The sequence below is a fragment of the Faecalibacterium sp. OM04-11BH genome, assembly GCF_003482185.1.
GTDB lineage: Bacteria > Bacillota > Clostridia > Oscillospirales > Ruminococcaceae > Faecalibacterium > Faecalibacterium tardum.
The window spans coordinates 124,375-144,376 of record NZ_QULS01000006.1 but is presented as its reverse complement, the minus strand read 5'-3'; the positions used below and the strand labels follow the sequence as shown (position 1 = coordinate 144,376).

The window sequence follows — 20,002 nt, the reverse complement described above, 5'->3', positions numbered from 1 at the left end:
ATGATCATTCTCGGAATCGAGTCTACCTGTGACGAAACTGCCGCTGCACTGGTGGAGGACGGACGGCACCTGCTGAGCAACGTCATTTCCACCAGCGTCAAGGAGCAGGCGCTGTACGGCGGCGTTGTACCGGAGATCGCCAGCCGCCGCCACTGCGAGTTTATCAGTGCTACGGTCAAAAAGGCTCTACTGGACGCCGACAAGACCATAGACGATGTGGACGCCGTAGCTGTCACCTTTGCGCCGGGGCTCATCGGTGCGGTGCTGGTGGGCGTAAACTTTGCCAAGGGTCTGGCCTACTCGGCAGGCAAGCCGCTGGTGCCGGTGCACCATCTGCGGGGACACATCGCCGCGCTCTACCTGACCCACCCGGAACTCAAGCCGCCCTTTTTGTGTCTGGTGGCGTCCGGCGGGCACAGCCACATCGTGGAGGTGCAGGACTACACCCACTACCACATTCTGGGTCATACCGTAGACGATGCTGCGGGCGAAGCCTTTGACAAGGTGGCCCGCACACTGGGTCTGCCCTACCCCGGCGGTCCCAGCGTAGCCGCCGCCGCCAAGACTGGCGACCCCAAAGCCTACCGCCTGCCGGTGCCCCATGTGGAGGGCAAATACAACGTGAGCTTTTCCGGCTTAAAGACCGCCGTGCTCAACGAGGTGAACAAGGCGCAGATGAAGGGCGAGGAGGTGAACGTGCCCGACCTTGCCGCCAGCTTTCAGGAGCGCATTGCGGGCATTCTGGCCGAAAAGCTGCTGCTGGCTGCCGCCGATACCGGGGCAAAGCAGGTGTGTCTTGCTGGCGGCGTAGCCGCCAATGGCCGTCTGCGCCAGCTGGTAAATGACGGTGCCCAGAAGCTGGGCGCAAAGGTCTATCTGCCGGAGCTGAAGTTCTGCGGCGACAACGGCGCGATGATCGCCGCACAGGGCTACTACCAGTACATTGCCGGGCATACCGCCGGGCTGGAGCTGAACGGCCTGCCCACCCTGTCCATCGACTATGAATAAACACAACATCGGAGGTGTTCCCATGACTGAGCGCAATCCTATCCTGCAAAGCCTGTTCGACCGCAAGTCGGTGCGGGTGTATGAAGAAAAACCCATCCCTGCCGAGATGAAGCAGGCCATTTTGGAAGCTGCCGCACAGGCGCCCTCTGCGGGCTGTCAGCAGCTGTATACCATTTTAGACATCACCGACCCGGCGCTGAAGGAAGCGCTGGCCGAAAGCTGTGACCACCAGCCTTTTATTGCCAAAGCACCGCTGGTGCTGGTGTTCTGCGCCGACTGCAAAAAGTGGTACGATGCCTACTTAGAAGCCGGCTGCACGCCCCGCACCCCGGGTGTAGGCGATTTGATGCTGGCAGTCACCGATGCCGCCATTGCCGCCCAGAACGCCGTGGTCGCCGCCGAAAGCTTTGGCATCGGCTCGTGCTACATCGGGGACATCATGGAAAACTGCGACACCCAGCGCAGTCTGCTGCACCTGCCGGACTATGTGTTCCCGGCGGTGATGCTGGTGTTCGGCTGGCCCACCCAGCAGCAGAAGGACCGCGTAAAGCCCCAGCGCTGCGCCATGGAGCATATCGTGCACGAAAACGGCTACCGCACCATGGACGGTGCAGAGCTGCGGGACACCTTTGGCTACAAGGCAGGCAACGCGCCCTTTGACCAGTGGTGCACCGCCTTTTGCAACCGCAAGTATAACTCCGATTTCTCCAAAGAGATGACCCGCTCGGTGGAGGAATACCTCGGCCAGTTCCGGTAATCTGAACCGCAAATTACAGCAACAAAAAGCGGCAGCTGCACGGCGTTTTGTGCAGCTGCCGCTTTTTGTTTATCTCTGGTTTTCCGCAAACAGTGCGCCCAGCTCCGGCAGGATATCGTGGGGCAACATTCCGTACTCACCGCGCTTTGCGGCGGCGCGGTCGGCGGCGGCACCGTGCAGGTATACCGCGCAGGCGGCAGCTTGATAGCCGGGCAGACCGCAGGCCAGCAGCGCCGCCAGCATGCCCGCCAACACATCCCCGCTGCCGCCCCGGGCAAGTCCCGGATTTCCGGTGGGGTTCACGCACACCCGCCCGTCCGGGCTTGCCACCACGGTGCGTGCCCCCTTCAGCACCACCACGGCATTCCACGCCTTGGCATACCGCAGGGCGGCCCCCTCCCGGTCGGCGGCAAGCGCTGCTGCCGAAAGGCCGGTCAGGCGCGCCATCTCGCCGGGGTGCGGGGTGACCACCAGCTCCCCCGCCGGGTGCGGGAAGGGCTTGCCCTCTGCCAGCAGCTGCGCGGCGGCGTTCAGACCGTCCGCGTCCAGCACCGCAGCTCCCGCAAAGCCGGGCAGCAGCTGCTGCACCAGCGTGCGGGTCTCTGCTGCCCGGGCGGCGCTTTGCGCTGTGCCGCCAAGACCGGGACCCAGCAGCAGCACGGTAGCCTTCTGTCGCCGGAGCAGCGGCACATTTTCCGGTGCAATGCCGCCCTGTGCGCCCTCCTTACAGGGGCACAGGCAGCACTCCGGCAGGCGGGTGACGGCGGCGCTGACCACCGGCTCTACACTGGCAAGGGTAACGATGCCCGCCCCGGTGCGCAGTGCGCCCTCGGTTGCCAGCAGGGCCGCGCCCCGGTAAAAGGCGCTGCCCGCCACCGCCAGCACGCTGCCAAAGCTGCCCTTGTGGCTTTCCCGGGCACGGGGCGGAATGCTTTGCCAGACAAATTCTTCGGTAATTTCCACAGCCATGGGCACACCTCCAGAGAACGATTTTCCAAATCGACTTTTTCACAAGAAAGAAAATTTTATTTGTACTCGGGATATCGGAACGCCCGCAGGCATTCCGATATCCCATTTTCACAGGGGGTCAGCCTTTATATCTGTCCCTGCACAAGGGCGCGGATCTGCTTTTCCACGTTCTGCACTTCCTCGTGAAACATCCGGGCGGACACGCGCAGTGCGCCGTGACCAAGGATAATGACCTGCTCCATGCCGTCCGAGGTCGCCACCCGGACGCGGCGGCTTTTGCCGATCTCGTGGGTGACCCGCTCGATGAACATATCGGCGGTCTCGGCCTCCTTGGTATAGACCACATGGATGTTGTGGTACTGCTCGATGGCGCCGGGGCTGCCGGGCACGCGGTAGGCATCGAACACCAGAATGAGCACGCATTTCTGGTAGCCCTGATAATTGCACAGGATGTCCATCAGCCGATGGCGGGCGGCGTCCAGACTTTCCTTTGACAGTGCGTTCAGCTCGTCCCACGCAAAGATGATGTTGTAGCCGTCCACCAGCAGATACTCCGGGGCAATTTCCCACTGTTCGGCGGCAAAATCCGGGCGTTCGGTCTTTTGCACCGGACGGAAAGCCGCCAGCGGGTCCCGCTTGATGGGGCCGTAGGTGCGTTCAAAAATCTTGAGCAGCTCGGCATCCTCCTCCAGCGTGGCGCAGTAGGCCATAGCGCGGCGCTGAGGCGCAGCCTGCACCTCCGGGCGGGCGGGCTTTGCCTTGCCCCAACCGCTTTCAACGTGCATGTGGCTGCGCACCTCGCTCCATGGCACCACAAAGCCCGCACCATGGGCACAGAATACGGAATCTGCGGGGTTGTCCAGATCATGCTCCGGCTGGTAGCCGATTTCTGCAATGACCTGCTGCGCGTTGTGGCAGGGGCGGTAACCGTCCAGCGTCAGGCTCAGACGTCCCCTGCCCCGGGTGTAGCTGACCACCTCCATGGGGTAGCTGCGCATGGTGGATACCGGCGCAAAGCCGGTCAGGGTGGCGGTCTCCGCGCCGCTTTCCGGCGGGTCAAAGCTGCCCTCCATGCGCTGGATATCGCTCATGGCGCGGCCGATGTTCTCCACCGGCACTTCCAGCCGGAAGGCATACCACGGCTCTAACAGCTGGCTTTTTGCCAGCATCAGCCCCTGCCGCACGGCGCGGTAGGTGGCCTGCCGGAAATCTCCGCCCTCGGTGTGCTTGAGGTGCGCTTTGCCGGTAAGCAGGGTGATTTTCACATCGGTCAGCGGTGCGCCGGTCAGAACGCCAAGGTGCTGCTTTTCTTCCAGATGGGTCAGCACCAGCCGCTGCCAGTTTTTGTCCAGCACCTCTTCCCGGCAGTCGGCGGCAAACTGCATCCCGCTGCCCCGGGGCAGCGGTTCCAGCAGCAGATGCACCTCGGCATAGTGGCGCAGCGGCTCGTAGTGTCCCACACCTTCCATCGGCTCAGTGATGGTTTCTTTATACAAAATGCCTCCCGGGCCAAAGGACACTTCCAGCCCGAACCGCTCTGCCAGCAGGCTGCGCAGCACTTCCAGCTGCACCTCGCCCATCAGCTGCACATGAATTTCGCCCAAGCTTTCGTTCCACACCACATGGAGCTGGGGTTCTTCCTCCTCCAGCCGGTGCAGCTTACCCAGCGCGGCGTGCACATCCGCGCCCTCCGGCAGCAGTACCTGATAGCTGAGCACCGGTTCCAGCACCGGCACGTCGCTGTCCCGCTCTGCCCCAAGCCCGGTGCCGGGCTTTGCATGGGTCAGGCCGGTCACGGCGCATACCTGTCCCGGGCCGATGGCCTCGGTCAGGGTATATTTTGCGCCGGAGTACAGCCGCAGCTGGTTCGCCTTTTCTGCCCACGGCTCGCCGTCTGCTTCGCCAGAGAGCAGAGCCTTTACCTTCAGCTTCCCGCCGGTGACCCGCAGCCATGTCAGGCGTGCGCCCTGCTCATCCTGTGATACCTTGAACACCCTTGCACCAAAGGCGTGCAGCGCCGGGGCGGGGCGGGTGTAACGGTCCAGCCCCTCCAGAAGTGCATCCACCCCGTCCAGCCGCAGCGCCGCCCCGAACCAGCACGGAAAAACGTGCCGCCGGGCAACTGCGGGGATAATGTCGGCATCGGTCAAGGTTCCCGCGTCCAGCATTTTTTCCATCAGCTGCTCATCGCACAGCGCCAGTGCTTCGTTGCGGGCGGCAGGCTCTGCGCCAAAATCCACAAAACCCTCGCCAAGGCGGTGATTCAGCTGGGTAAGCAGCTGCTCCCGGGTCATGCCGGGCAGGTCCATCTTGTTCACGAATACAAAGGTGGGCACATGGTAGCGCCGCAGCAGCCGCCACAGCGTTTCGGTATGGCTTTGCACGCCGTCCGTTCCGCTGACCACCAGCACGGCATAGTCCAGCACCTGCAAGGTGCGCTCGGTCTCGGTGGAAAAATCCACATGGCCGGGGGTATCCAGCAGGGTAATAGAGGTATTGCCCGCCGTAAGCAGCGCCTGCTTGGAAAAGATGGTGATGCCGCGCGCTTTTTCCAAGCTGTCGGTGTCCAGAAAGGCATCTCCGTGGTCTACCCGCCCCAGCTTGCGGATAGCACCGGCGCGGTAGAGCATGGCCTCGGAGAGGGTGGTCTTGCCGGAGTCCACATGGGCCAGAATGCCCAGTACGATCTGTTTTTGCGTTGTTTCCATGCACTGCTCCTATAACTATTATTTCCTGTTTATTGTAACACGCTTTGCCGGGAAAAGAAAGTTTTCGGGCGCAAATCCCGCAGGCAAAAAACAGCACCGGACAGAAAATGGTCTGCCCGGTGCTGTTTTCTTAAAAAAGATCCAGCATATTGTCCAGATAGATTGCCTCCCGCACCTGCAGCTGGTATTCCGGCTTTATCATGTAGTAAAGCAGAAATTCCAGCACCAGTGCACTGCCAAGCCCCCTGCCCTCTATCTTGAACTGGGAAAAGCCTGCGGGCAGATACCGCTGCCGGATGTCCTCCACCCCGATAAACCCGGGGCTGCGCATCGCCTTGGAAAAGCGGTAGCCCTCGGCGGCATCCGGGGCGGTGCAGCGGTGGTCCGGGCAGTCCTCGCCCAGATTCTGACGGCTGACCGTCTCGTAGCAGCGCTTGCGCTCTGTGCAGCCGAACCAACAGCACTCATTGCACAAAAACTCCACCTTGGCTTTTTGCTCCGGCGGCAGGGTGCGCAGCTGTTTCAGCGCCGGGTTCAGCCGGAAATCCGGCACCACATACCGGAACTGCGGCTTTGCCAGTTCCTGCTGCAACTGCGCAAAATCCGTGAGCACTTTTGTGGTGGAGGACACCAGATACAGCTCCGGCCAGCGCTGTTGCAGATAGTCCGCCAGCAGGTCGGAATGGACGATCACGCCGTTTGGCACACCGCCGCTTTTTGCAAACTGCTCACACAGGGCGTTGCACTGCGGGTCGGCAAGGTGCTGGGCCCGCAGCAGGGAGTTGCTGAAGGTCAGCCGCCCGGAGATGCCGTATTCCCGCAATAGCGCCAGCACCTCGCGCGCAGCTGCCCCGCCGCAGGAGATGCGTCCCCCGCCCCAGATACAGCCCGCCGGAGCGCCGTAGATGGAGCCGATGGCGCACCAGTCGTAAAAATATTCCCGGTGCTCCCGGTACAGCGGCAAAAAGCGGCGGTACAGCTCGTAAAACTCGAACAGGCCGGGCAGATGATAATAGGCAGCTGCGGGCTTTTCCATAGGGGTTCCTTTCCTGCAAAAAGGGAGCTGCTGCGTAAAAATGCCGTGCAGCGGCTCCCCTGTTTTTATCGTATTTGCTTTTGTTACACGGTAGCGCCGACCTGAGGGGCGCCGCCTGCGAGCTGCTCTGCCGTAAGCGGCTGGGCTTCTGCGGGGGCGTTCAGCCGCTCCTTTGCCACCGCCAGCATCAGCTTGATGCGGTTTTCCTGATTGACCCGGGTAGCACTGGGGTCGTAGTCGATGGGGGTGATGTTGGCGCTGGGGTACAGCGCACGGATCTTGTTCACCATACCCTTGCCCACGATATGGTTGGGCAGACAGCCAAAGGGCTGCGCACACACGATGTTGCCGTAGCCGCCCTGCACCAGCTCGATCATCTCGGCGGTCAGCAGCCAGCCCTCGCCCATTTTTGCGCCCAGCGAGATAACCCCCTTGGGCTTTTCCACCAGCTCCTTGAAGGGGCCCGGCGCATAGAACCCGGCGTCCGTCTCTGCCTTGAGCATGACACGCTCCACGCTGTCCAGCCAGTTGAGGAACTGGTCAGTGCCCACCTTTACAGCCAGCTTGCCGCCGTACAGCACATGATCCTCGCCCATGTTGAAAGCGCAGTACTGCACAAAGCCCATCAGACCGGGGAAGTTCACCTCGCAGTCTTGACTTTCCAAAAACTTTTGCAGGTCGTTGTTGCCCAGCGGGCTGTATTTGACGTAGATCTCGCCCACAACGCCCACCTTGACCTTGGGTACCCGGGTGACCGGGATGGCGGCAAAGTCTTTCGCGATGAGCGGGAAGGTGTGCTTCATTTCCCGGGAAGTAAAGCCCTTGCCTGCCAGCAGTGCACGGCCAAGACGGGCGATCCAGCGATCCACCATGCGGTCAGCAGCGCCCTTTTCGTTCTCGTAGGGAGCCACCTGATTGCGCAGCGCACACAGCATATCGCCGTAGAAGATGCAGGCGATGCACTTGCGCGCCAGCGGGAGGGTCATCTGGAAGCCGCTGTCCTTTTCCAGACCGGAAAAGTTCAGGCTTGCCACCGGGATCTGCGGGTAACCGGCCTTGACCAGCGCCTTGCGCAGCAGATGGATGTAGTTGGAGGCGCGGCAACCGCCGCCGGTCTGGGTAATCAATAGGGCCGTGTGCTCCAGATCGTACTTGCCGCTGTTCAGCGCATCCAGAAACTGGCCGATGACCAGCAGCGCCGGGTAGCAGGTATCGTTATGGACATACTTCAGCCCCAGCTGCGCCACGGCGCTGCCGCAGTTGCCCAGCAGCTCACACTTATAGCCCTCGCAGCGCAGTGCGTACTCCATGAGCCGGAACTGGGTAACGGCCATGTTGGGGATAAGGATGGTGTGGGTCTTTTTCATCTCCGGGGTAAATTTAGGATAATGATATTCCATAGGTTCCTCCTATGTTGCTCTAAACAAGATAGTCCCCGCAAAGGCTTCCCCCGCCGGGGGAAGCCTTTCAGCCTATCTCAAGGTTTCTTTTACTCTGCCTTTTCTGCGGCGGCCTCGTCCCGCTCGTCCAGAGCGGCAAACAGGCTGCGCAGACGGATGTTCACGGCACCAAGGTTCGTGATCTCGTCGATCTTCAACTGGGTATACAACTTATTGCCCCGTTGCAAAATCTCGCGGGTCTCGTCGGTGGTAATGGCATCCACGCCGCAGCCAAAGGACACCAGCTGCACCAGATCCATATCCTTCTGGGTGGTGCAGTACTTAGCGGCGGCATACAGACGGCTGTGGTAGGTCCACTGGTTCAGCACGCTGGTGGGGAACTTCTGCACCCGGTTGGAGATGCTGTCCTCGGTGACCACCGCAGCCCCGTGGCGGGTGATCAGGTGGTCGATGCCGTGGTTGACCTCTGGGTCTACATGATAGGGACGGCCTGCCAGCACGATGATGCGCTTGCCCTGACGGCGCGCCTCATCGATGATCTCGCTGCCCTTTACTCGGATCTTTGCCATGTGCGCTTCGTACTCCGCGTAGGCAGCGTCGGCCGCAGCCTGCACCTCCCGCTCGGAGATGCCGCCAAAGTACTTGGGCAGCACCTCCTTTGCCATCTTGTGCACAAAGTCCTTGGGGCGGTGGATGCCCACATAATCATAGATGAACTTTTTGCCCTCCAGCTCCGGGCAGTTGCCGGCCAGAACCTCCGGGTAGTAGGCCACCACCGGGCAGTTATAGTGGTTGTCGCCCAAGCCCTCGTCCACATTGTAGGTCAGGCAGGGGTAGAAGATAGCGTCCAGCTGCATCTGGCTCAGCGCCTTGATGTGGCCGTGGCTCAGCTTTGCCGGGAAGCAGGCGGTATCGCTGGGGATGGTGGCCTGTCCGGCCAGATACAGCCCGCGGGTGGACACCGGGCTGGTGTGCACCGCAAAGCCAAGGCTCGTCCAGAAGGCGTACCAGAAGGGCAGCAGCTCGTAGAAGCCCAGACACAGCGGGATGCCGATGGAACCGCGCTTGCCGGGCACAGGCTTGTAGCTTGCCAGCAGCTGCTGCTTGTAGGCGTACAGGTTCAGACTGTTATCCTCGCTTTTGCCGGTAACGGGCTTATCGCAGCGGTTGCCGGAGATGAACTTGCGGCCATCGGCAAAGGTGTTGACGGTCAGCTGGCAATGGTTGCCGCAGCCGCCGCACTTGACGCTGACCACTTGCTGTGCAAACTTTTCCAGCTCCTGCTCGTCCATCATGGCAGAGGTGGTCTGGTTATTTTTATGGCTCTGGCGCAGGCCGTACAAAGCAGCGCCGTAAGCACCCATCAGACCGGCAATGTCCGGCCGGATGACCTCCACACCCATCTCCTTTTCAAAGGCGCGAAGCACAGCTTCATTATAGAAGGTACCGCCCTGTACCACGATCTTGCGGCCCAGCTCTTCCGGGCTGGAAGCGCGGATCACCTTGTACAACGCGTTCTTGACCACGCTGATGGACAGACCTGCCGAGATATTCTCGATGCTGGCACCGTCCTTCTGTGCCTGCTTGACCGAGCTGTTCATGAACACGGTGCAGCGGCTGCCCAAGTCCACCGGGCGGTCTGCGAACAGACCCAGTGCGGCAAACTCCTTGACGTCGTAGCCCAGTGCCTGTGCAAAGGTCTGCAAAAAGCTGCCGCAGCCGGAGGAACAGGCTTCGTTCAAGAAGATGTTGCTGATGGCGCCATCCTCGATCTTGAAGCACTTCATGTCCTGCCCGCCGATATCAATGATGAAATCCACGTCCGGCATAAAGTATTTGGCAGCGGTGAAATGTGCCACCGTTTCCACCAGACCGTAATCGCAGCGGAAAGCGTTTTTCACTAATTCCTCACCGTAGCCGGTGGTGGTAACGCTTGCCACCTGCAGCCCCGGGTGCTCTTTGTAAATCTTGAGCAGCTGCTCCCGGATCAGGGGCAGCGGATTGCCGAGGTTGGGCTGATAGTTGGTGTACAAGATCTGGCTCTTTTCGTCCACCACCACCAGCTTGACGGTGGTAGAGCCGGAGTCGATGCCGATATGCACCGGCCCGCAGTGGGCACTAAAAGCCACGCGGGGCACACTATGGGACATGTGCCGTGCGTGGAAAGCCTCGTACTCCTCTTTGCTGGCGAACAGCGGCGGTTCGCTGGCATAGGTAGCAGTGGCGGCGTACTTGTCCAGCGCAGCGGCCACCTCGGTGAGCACAAACTCCTTGTCGGCATACAACGCAGCGCCCAGCGCTACATACAGCAGGCTGTTCTCCGGGCAGATGCCGGTCACATTCAGCGCTTCATCAAAGCTTTTGCGCAGCACGGTGCTGAAGGTGAGCGGCCCGCCCAGATAAAGGATATTGCCCTTGATGGGGCGGCCCTGTGCCAGACCGGCGATGGTCTGGTTGACCACAGCCTTATAGATACTGGCAGCGATGTCCTCGGTGCGGGCCCCCTGATTGATCAAAGGCTGCACATCACTTTTGGCAAACACGCCGCAGCGGGAGGCGATGGTATAGGTACGCTGCGCCTGCTCTGCAGCCTTGTTCATTTCATCGGCGCTCATCTTCAGCAGGGTAGCCATCTGGTCGATGAAAGCACCGGTGCCGCCGGCACAGCTGCCGTTCATGCGCACCTCGGTGCCGTTGGTCAAAAACAGGATCTTGGCGTCCTCGCCGCCCAGCTCAATGACGCAATCCGTCTTTGGCATAAAGCGCTTGACCGCCACGCGGGTGGAGAACACCTCCTGCACAAAGGGCACGCCACAGCTGTCCGCTAAGCCCATACCGGCAGAGCCGGAGATGCTGAGCAGTGCCTTGCTGCCATGCAGCTGCTCGGCATCAATGCGCCGCAGCAGCTCCTGCGCCTTTTCCAGAATATGACTATAATGTCGTTCGTATGTAGAATACAGCAGTTCATCATGCTCGCCCAGCACCACACACTTGATGGTGGTACTGCCGATGTCAAGACCTACTCTCACCTTGTTTTCCCTCCTAAGGACAAATAACCGGAGCATAACGCCCCGGCTGCCATGGCAAACAGCCGTTTGCGACAAAGACCCGCAACGACAGCTTTCTCTTTTCAGCAGCTCGCATTGCGCAGCTACGCTGTTTTTAAGCAGCATTCGCTATAAAAAATGCAGCAAATGCGTTTTTGCATACACTATTATTATAATCCAATCGCGGGCGGCATTCAATCCATGTTGTCTATTTTACACGAAAAAAATAGTATTTTTTGCTCAAAAGGCTGAACTTTTTGTGAACAAGTGTCTTTTTTCCCCGCAAAAAAAGCCGCCGCACAGAGTTTGTGCAGCGGCCTTGTACCGACGGGACATTTTGAATGGTTTCCACGTGCGCTTTGGCTATTTCGGGCGGGAATCCTTTCTACGACTCCACGCGTGAAAATGCCTTTGGAGCGCTCCGTTTTTCTTACCGGTTCACGAAATTCAGCACCAGAACCAGCAGCAGCATGTGCACGGGGTAAAAGGCGTAGCAGGCATACTGGAAGGGCTTGCTGTGGTAGCCCTGCCGCCCGCGGTACAGCCAGATGGGCACCAGTGCCAGCAGCGCCAGCCCCTGCTGGCAAAGCTCAAAGTCCATGCCGAAGAGCTGGATTGGATACATAAGCCCGCCCAGCAGCTCCACGTTGACCCAGTACAGCGCAGCCAGCTGCCCCAGCAGACACCACCACTTGCGCCCGTGCCCGTGAAAAAAGTAGAAGATGAACACGGTCAGCACACCGGCACCGTAGTAGTCCACCATGCCCAGCGTGCCCAGCACCGCGCCCGCCGCCACCACAAGGGCGGATACCAGCAGATACGCCCTTGTTTTCTGCTTTTTGCGCACGGTCTCCATCAAGTGGATGCCCAAAATGCCCAGCAGCAGCGTCCAGATGACGTTCTGGTGCACCGGGTAGAACCATGTACCGCCGTACATCAAATCGAAGGGCACTTCCGAAAGCAGGGCAAACAGCAGCAGCCGCAGGGTGTATTTTTTCAGGTCATGGGTGTGGAAATAGCCCTCCACCGCCATAAAGGCAAAGATGGGAAAGGCCACCCGTCCCGCACAGGTCAGCCATTCCTGTGCCGGCAGCAACGTCGCCCACAGGTGGTCCATCAGCATCAACGCCATAGCAAGGATATGAAGAGCCGCTGCGCTCAGGTCAAAGCGGGTCGCGGCAGCGGGTTTGATCGCTTTTGTTGACATACTCGTACCTCGTCTTTGTCGAAATTTCGTTGTTCTGTCTGGAATACGAACGAGCCCCGCAAAGAATTGCAGCCCCGGCCAGATTTTTCCACCGCCGGGGCTGCAGGAATGCTTTATTTTTTCTGCTGCGAATACCCCAGACACAAAGAGCTGGAGCCAAGGCAGAGCCATACCACCGCCGTAGAGTGATTCTCGCCGGTAACAAGATTCAGCGCCGCAACAAGAAAAAACAACAGTCCACTGAGATAAAACAGGTTGCATTTTTTCATAGAGCATTCCTCCGGTTTTGGTTTTTCACCGGCTATTTTGGATACGGCAAGCGCAGGGGCGGCTGTCATTTTACTCCGCGTGCAAAGGGGACAGAGCGCCCGCCCGGCACGCAGAAAGCATGTGCCCGCAGCAGTCTGCGGGGCAAATTCATGAAGGGTGGCTTGCCTGCCTGCCCATGGAGACGTAAGCACAAAAGCAGGAATGCGGGAAGGAGCAAGGGACGGTTTCGGCGAAAAAGCGTCTGGCGGTGGCGGAAAAGCCGAACGCAAAATTTTTTCATAATAGCTGGCTCGTAAGGTGAGCCGTACCAAAACTTCCTTGCGGAAATGTGCAGCCTTATAGTTCATCTGCACCTGAACCGGCAGCTGTGAACCCGGCGCTTGCCGCACCCAAAATAGCCGGTGGAACGTTTATTTACTTTTTGGCGTTTTCCAGATAGATCTCAAATGCCTCGGCAAAGCTGGCGTTCACATCAAAGGGGACGGTGTAGTCCACCTTGGAGGTCACAAGGCAGAGGTCCAGCCGGTTGGAAGTCTCGTCTGCCTGCCGGTTCAGCTTGCTCAGCGCGGCATGGATGACCTTGCGGTCGTAGTTGATGGTGGTTACCCGCTTCACATCGCAGCAGTAGGAGATCTGGTTGCCCTCGGCGTTGAAGCGGTAGCCGATGCCCCCGCCGGAGAGCAGCTGCTCGGAGCTGCGCAGGTCGTTCATCCGCTTGAAGGTGCGGGCAATGCTCTGGCGCGCGGCATTCAGGCTGACCTCGCTGTCCATATCCATGTCCAGTGCATCCTTTGCCTTGCGGATGGCGGCAAACAGGCGGCTTTTTTCCTCCAGCAGATAGAGCATGAACCGGGCAATGTCGGTGATCTGCTCCGCATATTCGGTCTGTGCTACGTCCATAACGGTCTCATCCTCAGCCTCGGGCATCACCTTATGGCGCAGATAGGTGTTGGCCACCTTGGTCACGTTGGCGTCGCAGTCCAGAATACCCTGTGCCTCGTCCAGCAGGGACTGGAGCTTGTTCTGGTAACGGAATGCTTCCTTCAGGTTCATAGTCGTTCCCTCCGTCTTTTTTCTGTCTTCAGCTTACCACAGACTGCCCACCCGCGCAAGCTTTCCGGTAAAACAGGCAAAACGCCCGCCCCGGCATGACCGGGACGGGCGCTTTGCGTTTGCTATGACACTTATGGGATTAAGAGAATATCAGTGGTCAGCCGGCCACGCGCTCGGTGCGGCCTGCCTCCAGCATATAGCGCAGGAAGCCGGTCACGTCAGCAGGGTCGGTCACGGTGAGGTCAAAGCCCTTCTTGGGGGCAGTGTCCATCATCTGCAGCATGGAGCATGCGGTAGCGTCCTTTTTCAGGTCGCAGGTCTTGCCGTTGTCCAGATGCAGCAGCACGCTGCCGTGGCTGGCAGAAAGCTGGCGCATGAAACGTTCCTTATCAAAATACTCGATCCGAAGCATAGGAATACCTCCTTGATGAAATGGTTTATGTTACACTTGCCGTCCAGTCCTCTTTGGACAGGCGGCGGGAGAATAGCGGTTTTGCCCGGCAGTGGAAACGCTTGCACAGCTTGCGTCCCGGCTGCCTTGGTGCTATACTGAGCTTGGAAGCTCTGATAGGATAATACCACAAAACAATCGCAAATAATAGAACAGAACCGCATAGTATATGCAACAAAACCGGCATTGACAAAAAACATTCAAAGTATTGCGGAAAGGAATTGGTGAATATGGCATATCAGACAAGCTGTGCCTCTTATACCAGCGGCCGGGTGGGGCTGTCCAGCGCCACCGCCGTGGTGGCCGATGCCGCCGGGCGGGAGCAGACCCAGCACGGCAGCCCGCTGTTCCCCATCGCCTGCTATGCCGAGGATCTTTCCTGTTTTTCGGTGGCGTGGCACTGGCACGAGGAATTTGAGTTCATTCTGGCGGCGCTGGGGCCCATTCATGTGGACGTGAACAAGACCCGACTGACCTTGCAGACCGGGCAGGGCGTGTTCATCAACTCCGGTGCGCTGCACGCGGTAGAGCCTGCCGAGGACAGCGCGCTGCTGCACTCCGGCGTGTTTCAGCCCCGACTGGTCGGCGGCATGGACACCGTATTCTGGCAAAAGCTCATCCGCCCGCTTTTGCAGCCGGGCACACCGCCCTTCTTTTTGCTGGACGAGGCCGTTCCATGGCAGCGGCAGGTACTGCTCTGCCTGCGGGAGGCGTGGAAGGGCGTGGCGGACGAGCCCTTTGACTACGAGAACCGGGTGCGCTACCACCTTACCGCTGCCCTGCGGCTGCTCATTACCCAATGCGTCAGCGGCAAGGTGAAGGTATCGGAGCAGGAGCAGATTGCCTCGGAACGGATGAAGCAGATGCTGCGCTATGTAGAGGAGCACTACACCGAGGAACTGACCGTGGAAAAGTTGGCCGGGTGCGTTGCCCTGAGCGAAAGCGCCTGTCTGCGCAGCTTCCGGCAGTTTCTGGGCATCACGCCCATCCAGTACGTCAAGCAGTTCCGGGTGGAAAAAGCCGCCGAGCTGCTGCGCTCCACCCGGCTCAAGACCGGCGAGGTGGGGCTGGAATGCGGTTTTTCCGACGCCAGCTACTTTATCAAGACCTTTCGGGAGATCAAGCACTGCACCCCCCGGGAGTACCGTATCCGCTTCTGCTAACATGAAAAAGAGGGACAGAAATGCCCGCGGGCATTTCTGTCCCTCTTTTTTTAAAATGCAATTCCTTAAATCATGGCCAAAGCGCAAGCGGAGACCATCTCCAATCGTCCGACACAGAAGAGAGCGCGCCGGTTCACCCGCCGGTTTTACCGGTGCAAAGACCCTGCCAGCGCTCCGGCGGGATGAGCGGCTCGGTGACAAAGGCTTCCGGGTTCGGGGCAAGAACGTGGCGGGTGACCCGGAAAACCCCCTCGGCGTCGCACAAAATGCAGCTTGCATCACCAAATTTCGTGTTCCGGGCTGCACCACAGTCCAGATACGCCTGCTCCAGTTTGACGAAATCCTCCGAGATATGTGGCTGTTGCGCGTTGTAGTGACGGCGCATATAGACGTTGTGCTGCACCCCGGCTTCGTCCACCACGGTCATCTGCATGGGCTTGTCGGTCAGGCGGTTCGGCACGTTCAGTACTTCCTCTACGCTATGGATAAAGGTGTTGCGGGCGTGGGTGACCCCCAGCAGCAGCACCTTGCCGTGGGCTGCCCGCAGGCGGTCGTAGCAGCCGCCGGGGGTGCAGGGGGTGTTTGCGTCCAGTTCCCCTTCCAGATACGCAGCCGCTCCCTTGCCATAGGCCGCCATGCTGTGGGTGGGGTGCAGCGAGCGCACCACGCCGGGGCGCTGCCGGAACAGCTCCGGCAGAATGCCCACGCAGCAGGGGCTGCGGCGCACATCGAACACTCGGTTCTCCTCGTTGATGAACCGCCATGTGTGGGTGGGCAGCAGCAGCAAGCCCTCCGCAAAAAACTCCATCCATGCGTCCAGAACCGTGTCTGCGCCGCCCTCCACCGGGCCGATGGACTTCATAGAGGAATGGATCAGGATAGTCTCGTTCCCTGTCAGCCCCATCGCAGCAAGGTCGTGCTTGAGGTCAGCCTTTGTATATGCCATGTCATTTCTCCTTTTCGGGCGTTTTTGTTTACCTCCAGTTTACCGCCTTTCGGGCAGCAAAGCAAGCATACACGCAAAAAGGCACATGCCCTGCCGCATCTGCCGGAGACGATCCGGTATCTGTGGGGTATTTGTCCTTTCAGCTTTTTCAGCAAAATCCTGTATACAATATTTCAACCCGCAGTGTTGCCACAACAGCCAGCGCCGTGCTTTTCTATTGTAATATTTGACAGTTATTCTCTGTTTTCTTTATGCATTTGATACAACAGCCGCTTGATTACGGCATTTCATCAGCACTTTTCCGCATTGCAAAGCGGTATATCCGTTTTTTCGTTTCAGGAGCAGCTCTGTGTGTGCGCGCAAGCGCTTGTATACAAGCATTCAAATAAAGTTCCGTTCCAGCATTGACATTCGGTTGCCGCAACGGTACAATGATACTAAGATCATATTTACCGGATAAATGGAGAACGACTATGGCTACATTACAGCACACGGATGAGCTCTATCATATTCTCGAGGACGAGATCTGCACGTTGAAGATTCTGCCCGGGGAAGCGCTGAGCGAGAACCAACTGTGCAAGCGGTTCGGTGTTTCGCGCACCCCCATCCGCAGCGTTTTGCAGCGGCTGGAGCAGAACCGCTTTGTGCAGATCATCCCCTGCAAGGGCACCATCGTCACCGCCATTGATATTGGCGTAGTGGATCAGCTCATCTTCCAGCGTGTTGCGGTGGAGGGCATGGTGTTCCGGGATTTTGTGCAGAGCTGCTCGCCCATGGAGATCCTTGCGGTAGAACACCTTTATAATGTGCTGCTGGAGGCCGCTGCGGGGCGCAGCGACCCGGAAAACTTTGATTTCAACCACTTCCTCAGCTGCGACCTTGCCATGCACGAGTACTGGTTCCGCAAGACCAGCAAGGAGTACCTTTGGGAGCAGATGACCCGCCCGCAGGCAGACTATTCCCGCTTTATCCGTCTGGACATCGTAGGCGCGCGCAACGTGCCCAGCGTTGTCAGCGAGCACGCCGAGATGCTGCGTATTCTGCGGGAGAAGGATCTGGACGCCATTGAGCCGCTGATGCGTACCCACCTGTACGGCGGCGTGAGCCGCATGGGCAGCAAGGTCTACTCGGACGAATACCGCGTCTACTTCAAGCTGCCGGAGGGCAAATAATAAAAAGGTCGCTGCACAGTCTCCTGTACAACGACCTTTTTCTGGTTGCGCCAGCAGGAGTCGAACCTACGATGGGGGAGTCAAAGTCCCCTGCCTTACCGCTTGGCGATGGCGCATCATGCAAGATAGTATAACATATTTTCCGCTTTTCCACAAGAGGTGTGCCGCGTTTTTGCCGCTTTTTTCTGTGCGCTGCCTGCTGCATTTGCGGCGGTTCGAGTCGTTTTTTGGCTTTGCGGCAGAGGTTTTGCTTTTTCCATATCCTGCCATGTTTTTACGAAAGGTAAGTTTTGCGGGATGCGTTTTTCAAAAAGCGCAGTCTACACGGGCATAAATTTTATCTTGCAAAGGTGAAATTTATTTTTTTCTTGATTTTTCTTATTATTTTCTCAAAAGACTGTATTTTTTGTTGCGCTTCTGGTACACTGGATGTGATAAAAATAAGTTGAAGAAACTTCTCCTGCGTCCGGGCTGCACCCGGGCGAGGCAGTGTCTCCATCTTTGTGAAGGAAAGCGAGGGATCTCATGAAAAAATTCCTGAAAACGCTGGTGGTCGGGCTTTGCCTGTTCACGCTGCTGTGCTGCGCACTGCCGGCTGCATTTGCTGCAGACAAAACTTCAGGGAGCAAAAAGGAAGAGAACGTGTACGCCATTGGTATGGATGCCCAAGGCGGCATCTGCTCTACCGTGGTCACCTACACGAACCTGTCCGGCAAACTGGAGAGCACGCCTGAGCAGCCTACCATGACGGGCTACACCTTTGACGGCTGGTACACCGAGCCGGTGGGCGGCAGCAAGGTGACCACCTCCACCGTGTTCACCTCCGATGCCACCATCTACGCCCACTGGACTGCCAAGGCCAGTACCACTACCGTACCGCAGCCCACCACCCAGCCTGCCACTGGACAGTGGCAAAAGTATGTAGGGCCTGCACTTGTGGCCGGTGCCCTGCTTACTACTCTGCTGGTCGCCACCATGTTCTGAACACTGCTGTAAACGCAATGATACCATTGAAGAAAGGGATCTTTACCATGACTACTTCTACCATGAAAATGCCCGCCAGCTATTCCGCTATCGAAGCTGAGGAGATGACCTATCTGGACGGCGGCGCCAGCAACGCTTATCAGGCCTTCCTGGACGTTGGTAAGGTGTTCAACTACATCGCCCGCATCTTCTCCGGTGCAAGCTCCATCATCAACAACGTCAACGTCATTTACCAGTCCTTTGTATCGCTGAACAGCCTGCTGGGCAGCTTCGGTAAGTAAAAGGGTCACCCCAAAGTTTGGAAACGGGAGCCGCGCTTTTTTCGAAAAAGTGTGGCTCCCGTTTTTCGTAGGCGCACCGATTCAGTGCATTACTGCGCAGAACTTCGCACCCCAGAATTATGAAGGGAAATTTTAACAATTCTGTGGTATATTACCTTCTTTTTAGGTGTTTTACATATAAAATAAAAAAATTTGCGATATTTTTTCGGCTTTATCTCTTGATTTTGTGTCCGATTTGTTATATTGTTGTTACAGGGAGTGTGCTAAAATAAGATAGTTTATAAAAGGTCTCTCCAGCCGCGCAAATCGCGTGGAGACAAGCGATTTTTCAGGCATTTTCTTTAAGTTTTTTCGGTATTTTCGAAAGAAATTTCGTTATCTTTACATTTGGGAGTTTGTACGCAAATGGCAGATCGTGAACTGCGGCGGATGCACCGCGCTGAACTAATAGAGATCATCTATGCGCTGAAACAGAGCGAGGACCAGCTCAAGGCGCAGAACGCCGCGCTCACCGCGCAGCTGCAGGACCGGCAGCTCCGGCTGGAAAGCGCTGGTTCCATCGCACAGGCCGCGCTGGAGCTGAACAACGTGTTCGCCGCCGCACAGGCCGCCGCCGACGACTATCTGTATTCGGTACAGGCCAGCGCTGCGGACACCAACGCCACCGCTGCCAACACCCTTTCGCAGGCACGCAGCGAGGCTAAACGCATTCTGGAACAGGCACAGGCAGACGCCGACAGTCTGAAAGCGCAGGCGCAGCAGGAATGCGATGCCATGACCGCCGCCGCCGCGCAAAAGCGCACCCAGACCGAGGCCGACTGCAAGGCCATGGTAGAGCGCGCCGAGCAGGAGGTGCAGCAGCGCTGGCAGGCATTTGACCACAAGGCCAACGAGCTGCTGGACCAGTACCGCAGCACAGACGGCCTGCCTTCGGAGGAAACATGAAAAAACGCGATATCCGGTTCGCTTCCATCCCTTCCACCGAGGAAGTGGCCGCAGAACGTGAGCGTCTTGCGTACCAGAGCCGCTACCAGCGGGTGCTGCGCAGTACGATCTATATTCTGGTGGTGGTGGCCGCAGTAGCCGTGCTGCTGGCCACGCTGTTTTTGCCGGTGCTTCAGGTCTCTGGCGACAGCATGAACCCTACGTTGAATGACAAGGACATTATCCTGCTGGTAAAATCCAACCACATTGAAAACGGTGAGTTATGCGGGTTTTACTGGCAGAACAAGCTGCTGCTCAAGCGCATCATCGGGCAGCCCGGTGATGTGATCGATATGGACGTGAACGGCGTGGTCTCGGTAAACGGCGTGGCGCTGGATGAGCCCTATGTGGACGCGCTGACCGTGGGCGAATGCGACATCCGGTTCCCCTATCAGGTGCCGGAAAACCGCTACTTCGTGCTGGGCGACCACCGCTCCACTTCCATCGACAGCCGCAGCAGCGTGATAGGCTGCGTTGAAAAAAGCCAGATCGTTGGCAGGGTTTTCCTGAGGATATGGCCCTTGTCCAGCTTCTCGTTGATCCATTGACCCCGGGAGGAGGTATTC

The 20,002-nt window shown here is 58.4% G+C and carries 19 protein-coding genes and 1 tRNA gene; 8 read left to right on the top strand and 12 right to left on the bottom strand.

Features of this window, described 5'->3' with window-relative positions:
* Positions 1 to 1,008: a tRNA (adenosine(37)-N6)-threonylcarbamoyltransferase complex transferase subunit TsaD gene (gene tsaD, locus DXB44_RS07495; protein ID WP_118658266.1), complete on the top strand. Its 1,008-nt coding sequence runs from the start codon at positions 1 to 3 to the stop codon at positions 1,006 to 1,008.
* 22 nt (positions 1,009 to 1,030) lie between these two features.
* Entirely contained in the window at positions 1,031 to 1,765 is a 735-nt protein-coding gene (locus DXB44_RS07490; RefSeq protein ID WP_118658265.1) for a nitroreductase family protein, read from the top strand.
* Between the two features lie 69 nt (positions 1,766 to 1,834).
* On the opposite strand, the gene DXB44_RS07485 is transcribed toward DXB44_RS07490, so the two are convergent.
* From DXB44_RS07485 to DXB44_RS07450, 9 genes are all read right to left on the bottom strand, one after another.
* On the bottom strand, positions 1,835 to 2,734 hold the full coding sequence (locus tag DXB44_RS07485) for an NAD(P)H-hydrate dehydratase (RefSeq protein ID WP_118658264.1): 900 nt from the start codon (positions 2,732 to 2,734) through the stop codon (positions 1,835 to 1,837).
* Between the two features lie 125 nt (positions 2,735 to 2,859).
* Entirely contained in the window at positions 2,860 to 5,442 is a 2,583-nt protein-coding gene (locus tag DXB44_RS07480) for a TetM/TetW/TetO/TetS family tetracycline resistance ribosomal protection protein (RefSeq protein ID WP_118658263.1), read from the bottom strand.
* Positions 5,443 to 5,572: 130 nt separating this feature from the next.
* Positions 5,573 to 6,478 carry a hypothetical protein gene (locus DXB44_RS07475; protein WP_118658262.1) on the bottom strand — a complete coding sequence of 302 codons (906 nt, stop codon included), beginning with the start codon at positions 6,476 to 6,478 and terminating at the stop codon, positions 5,573 to 5,575.
* Positions 6,479 to 6,561: 83 nt separating this feature from the next.
* Positions 6,562 to 7,878, bottom strand: a complete 1,317-nt coding sequence (locus DXB44_RS07470; protein WP_118658261.1) for a 2-hydroxyacyl-CoA dehydratase — start codon at positions 7,876 to 7,878, stop codon at positions 6,562 to 6,564.
* An 89-nt stretch (positions 7,879 to 7,967) separates the two neighbouring features.
* Positions 7,968 to 10,943: an acyl-CoA dehydratase activase gene (locus DXB44_RS07465; RefSeq protein ID WP_118658260.1), complete on the bottom strand. Its 2,976-nt coding sequence runs from the start codon at positions 10,941 to 10,943 to the stop codon at positions 7,968 to 7,970.
* A 412-nt stretch (positions 10,944 to 11,355) separates the two neighbouring features.
* Positions 11,356 to 12,132: a TraX family protein gene (locus tag DXB44_RS07460; protein ID WP_118658259.1), complete on the bottom strand. Its 777-nt coding sequence runs from the start codon at positions 12,130 to 12,132 to the stop codon at positions 11,356 to 11,358.
* 113 nt (positions 12,133 to 12,245) lie between these two features.
* Complete coding sequence (locus DXB44_RS14415) at positions 12,246 to 12,749, bottom strand: hypothetical protein (RefSeq protein WP_147366407.1); 504 nt, start codon at positions 12,747 to 12,749, stop codon at positions 12,246 to 12,248.
* A 67-nt stretch (positions 12,750 to 12,816) separates the two neighbouring features.
* Entirely contained in the window at positions 12,817 to 13,455 is a 639-nt protein-coding gene (locus DXB44_RS07455) for a hypothetical protein (RefSeq protein WP_118658258.1), read from the bottom strand.
* A gap of 157 nt (positions 13,456 to 13,612) precedes the next feature.
* The gene (locus tag DXB44_RS07450) at positions 13,613 to 13,867 is read right to left on the bottom strand and encodes a hypothetical protein (RefSeq protein ID WP_097778774.1); all 255 of its coding nucleotides are present in this window, start codon (positions 13,865 to 13,867) and stop codon (positions 13,613 to 13,615) included.
* Positions 13,868 to 14,136: 269 nt separating this feature from the next.
* Between DXB44_RS07450 and DXB44_RS07445 the strand changes: the two genes are divergently transcribed.
* On the top strand, positions 14,137 to 15,069 hold the full coding sequence (locus DXB44_RS07445) for a helix-turn-helix domain-containing protein (protein WP_118658257.1): 933 nt from the start codon (positions 14,137 to 14,139) through the stop codon (positions 15,067 to 15,069).
* A 133-nt stretch (positions 15,070 to 15,202) separates the two neighbouring features.
* Here DXB44_RS07445 and DXB44_RS07440 read toward each other — a convergent pair whose 3' ends face one another.
* Complete coding sequence (locus DXB44_RS07440; RefSeq protein WP_118658256.1) at positions 15,203 to 16,015, bottom strand: AAC(3) family N-acetyltransferase; 813 nt, start codon at positions 16,013 to 16,015, stop codon at positions 15,203 to 15,205.
* Positions 16,016 to 16,488: 473 nt separating this feature from the next.
* Between DXB44_RS07440 and DXB44_RS07435 the strand changes: the two genes are divergently transcribed.
* On the top strand, positions 16,489 to 17,187 hold the full coding sequence (locus DXB44_RS07435; RefSeq protein ID WP_118658255.1) for a GntR family transcriptional regulator: 699 nt from the start codon (positions 16,489 to 16,491) through the stop codon (positions 17,185 to 17,187).
* A 42-nt stretch (positions 17,188 to 17,229) separates the two neighbouring features.
* Here the strand turns inward: DXB44_RS07435 and DXB44_RS07430 are convergent.
* Together DXB44_RS07430 and DXB44_RS14520 are read right to left on the bottom strand one after the other, a co-directional pair.
* Positions 17,230 to 17,303 (bottom strand) — tRNA-Gln (locus tag DXB44_RS07430).
* A complete protein-coding gene (locus tag DXB44_RS14520) occupies positions 17,304 to 17,447 on the bottom strand; it encodes a hypothetical protein (RefSeq protein WP_155515397.1) in 144 nt (47 codons plus the stop codon).
* A 265-nt stretch (positions 17,448 to 17,712) separates the two neighbouring features.
* Between DXB44_RS14520 and DXB44_RS07425 the strand changes: the two genes are divergently transcribed.
* From DXB44_RS07425 to lepB, 4 genes are all read left to right on the top strand, one after another.
* Positions 17,713 to 18,171: an InlB B-repeat-containing protein gene (locus DXB44_RS07425; protein ID WP_118658254.1), complete on the top strand. Its 459-nt coding sequence runs from the start codon at positions 17,713 to 17,715 to the stop codon at positions 18,169 to 18,171.
* 47 nt (positions 18,172 to 18,218) lie between these two features.
* A complete protein-coding gene (locus tag DXB44_RS07420; protein ID WP_242852953.1) occupies positions 18,219 to 18,452 on the top strand; it encodes a hypothetical protein in 234 nt (77 codons plus the stop codon).
* Between the two features lie 405 nt (positions 18,453 to 18,857).
* Positions 18,858 to 19,397 (top strand): hypothetical protein, encoded by a 540-nt coding sequence (locus tag DXB44_RS07415; RefSeq protein WP_118658253.1) that lies wholly within the window; start codon positions 18,858 to 18,860, stop codon positions 19,395 to 19,397.
* Positions 19,394 to 19,984 carry a signal peptidase I gene (lepB, locus tag DXB44_RS07410; protein WP_055186076.1) on the top strand — a complete coding sequence of 197 codons (591 nt, stop codon included), beginning with the start codon at positions 19,394 to 19,396 and terminating at the stop codon, positions 19,982 to 19,984. The genes DXB44_RS07415 and lepB overlap by 4 nt, the downstream gene beginning before the upstream one ends.
* The last annotated feature ends 18 nt before the right edge of the window (positions 19,985 to 20,002 follow it).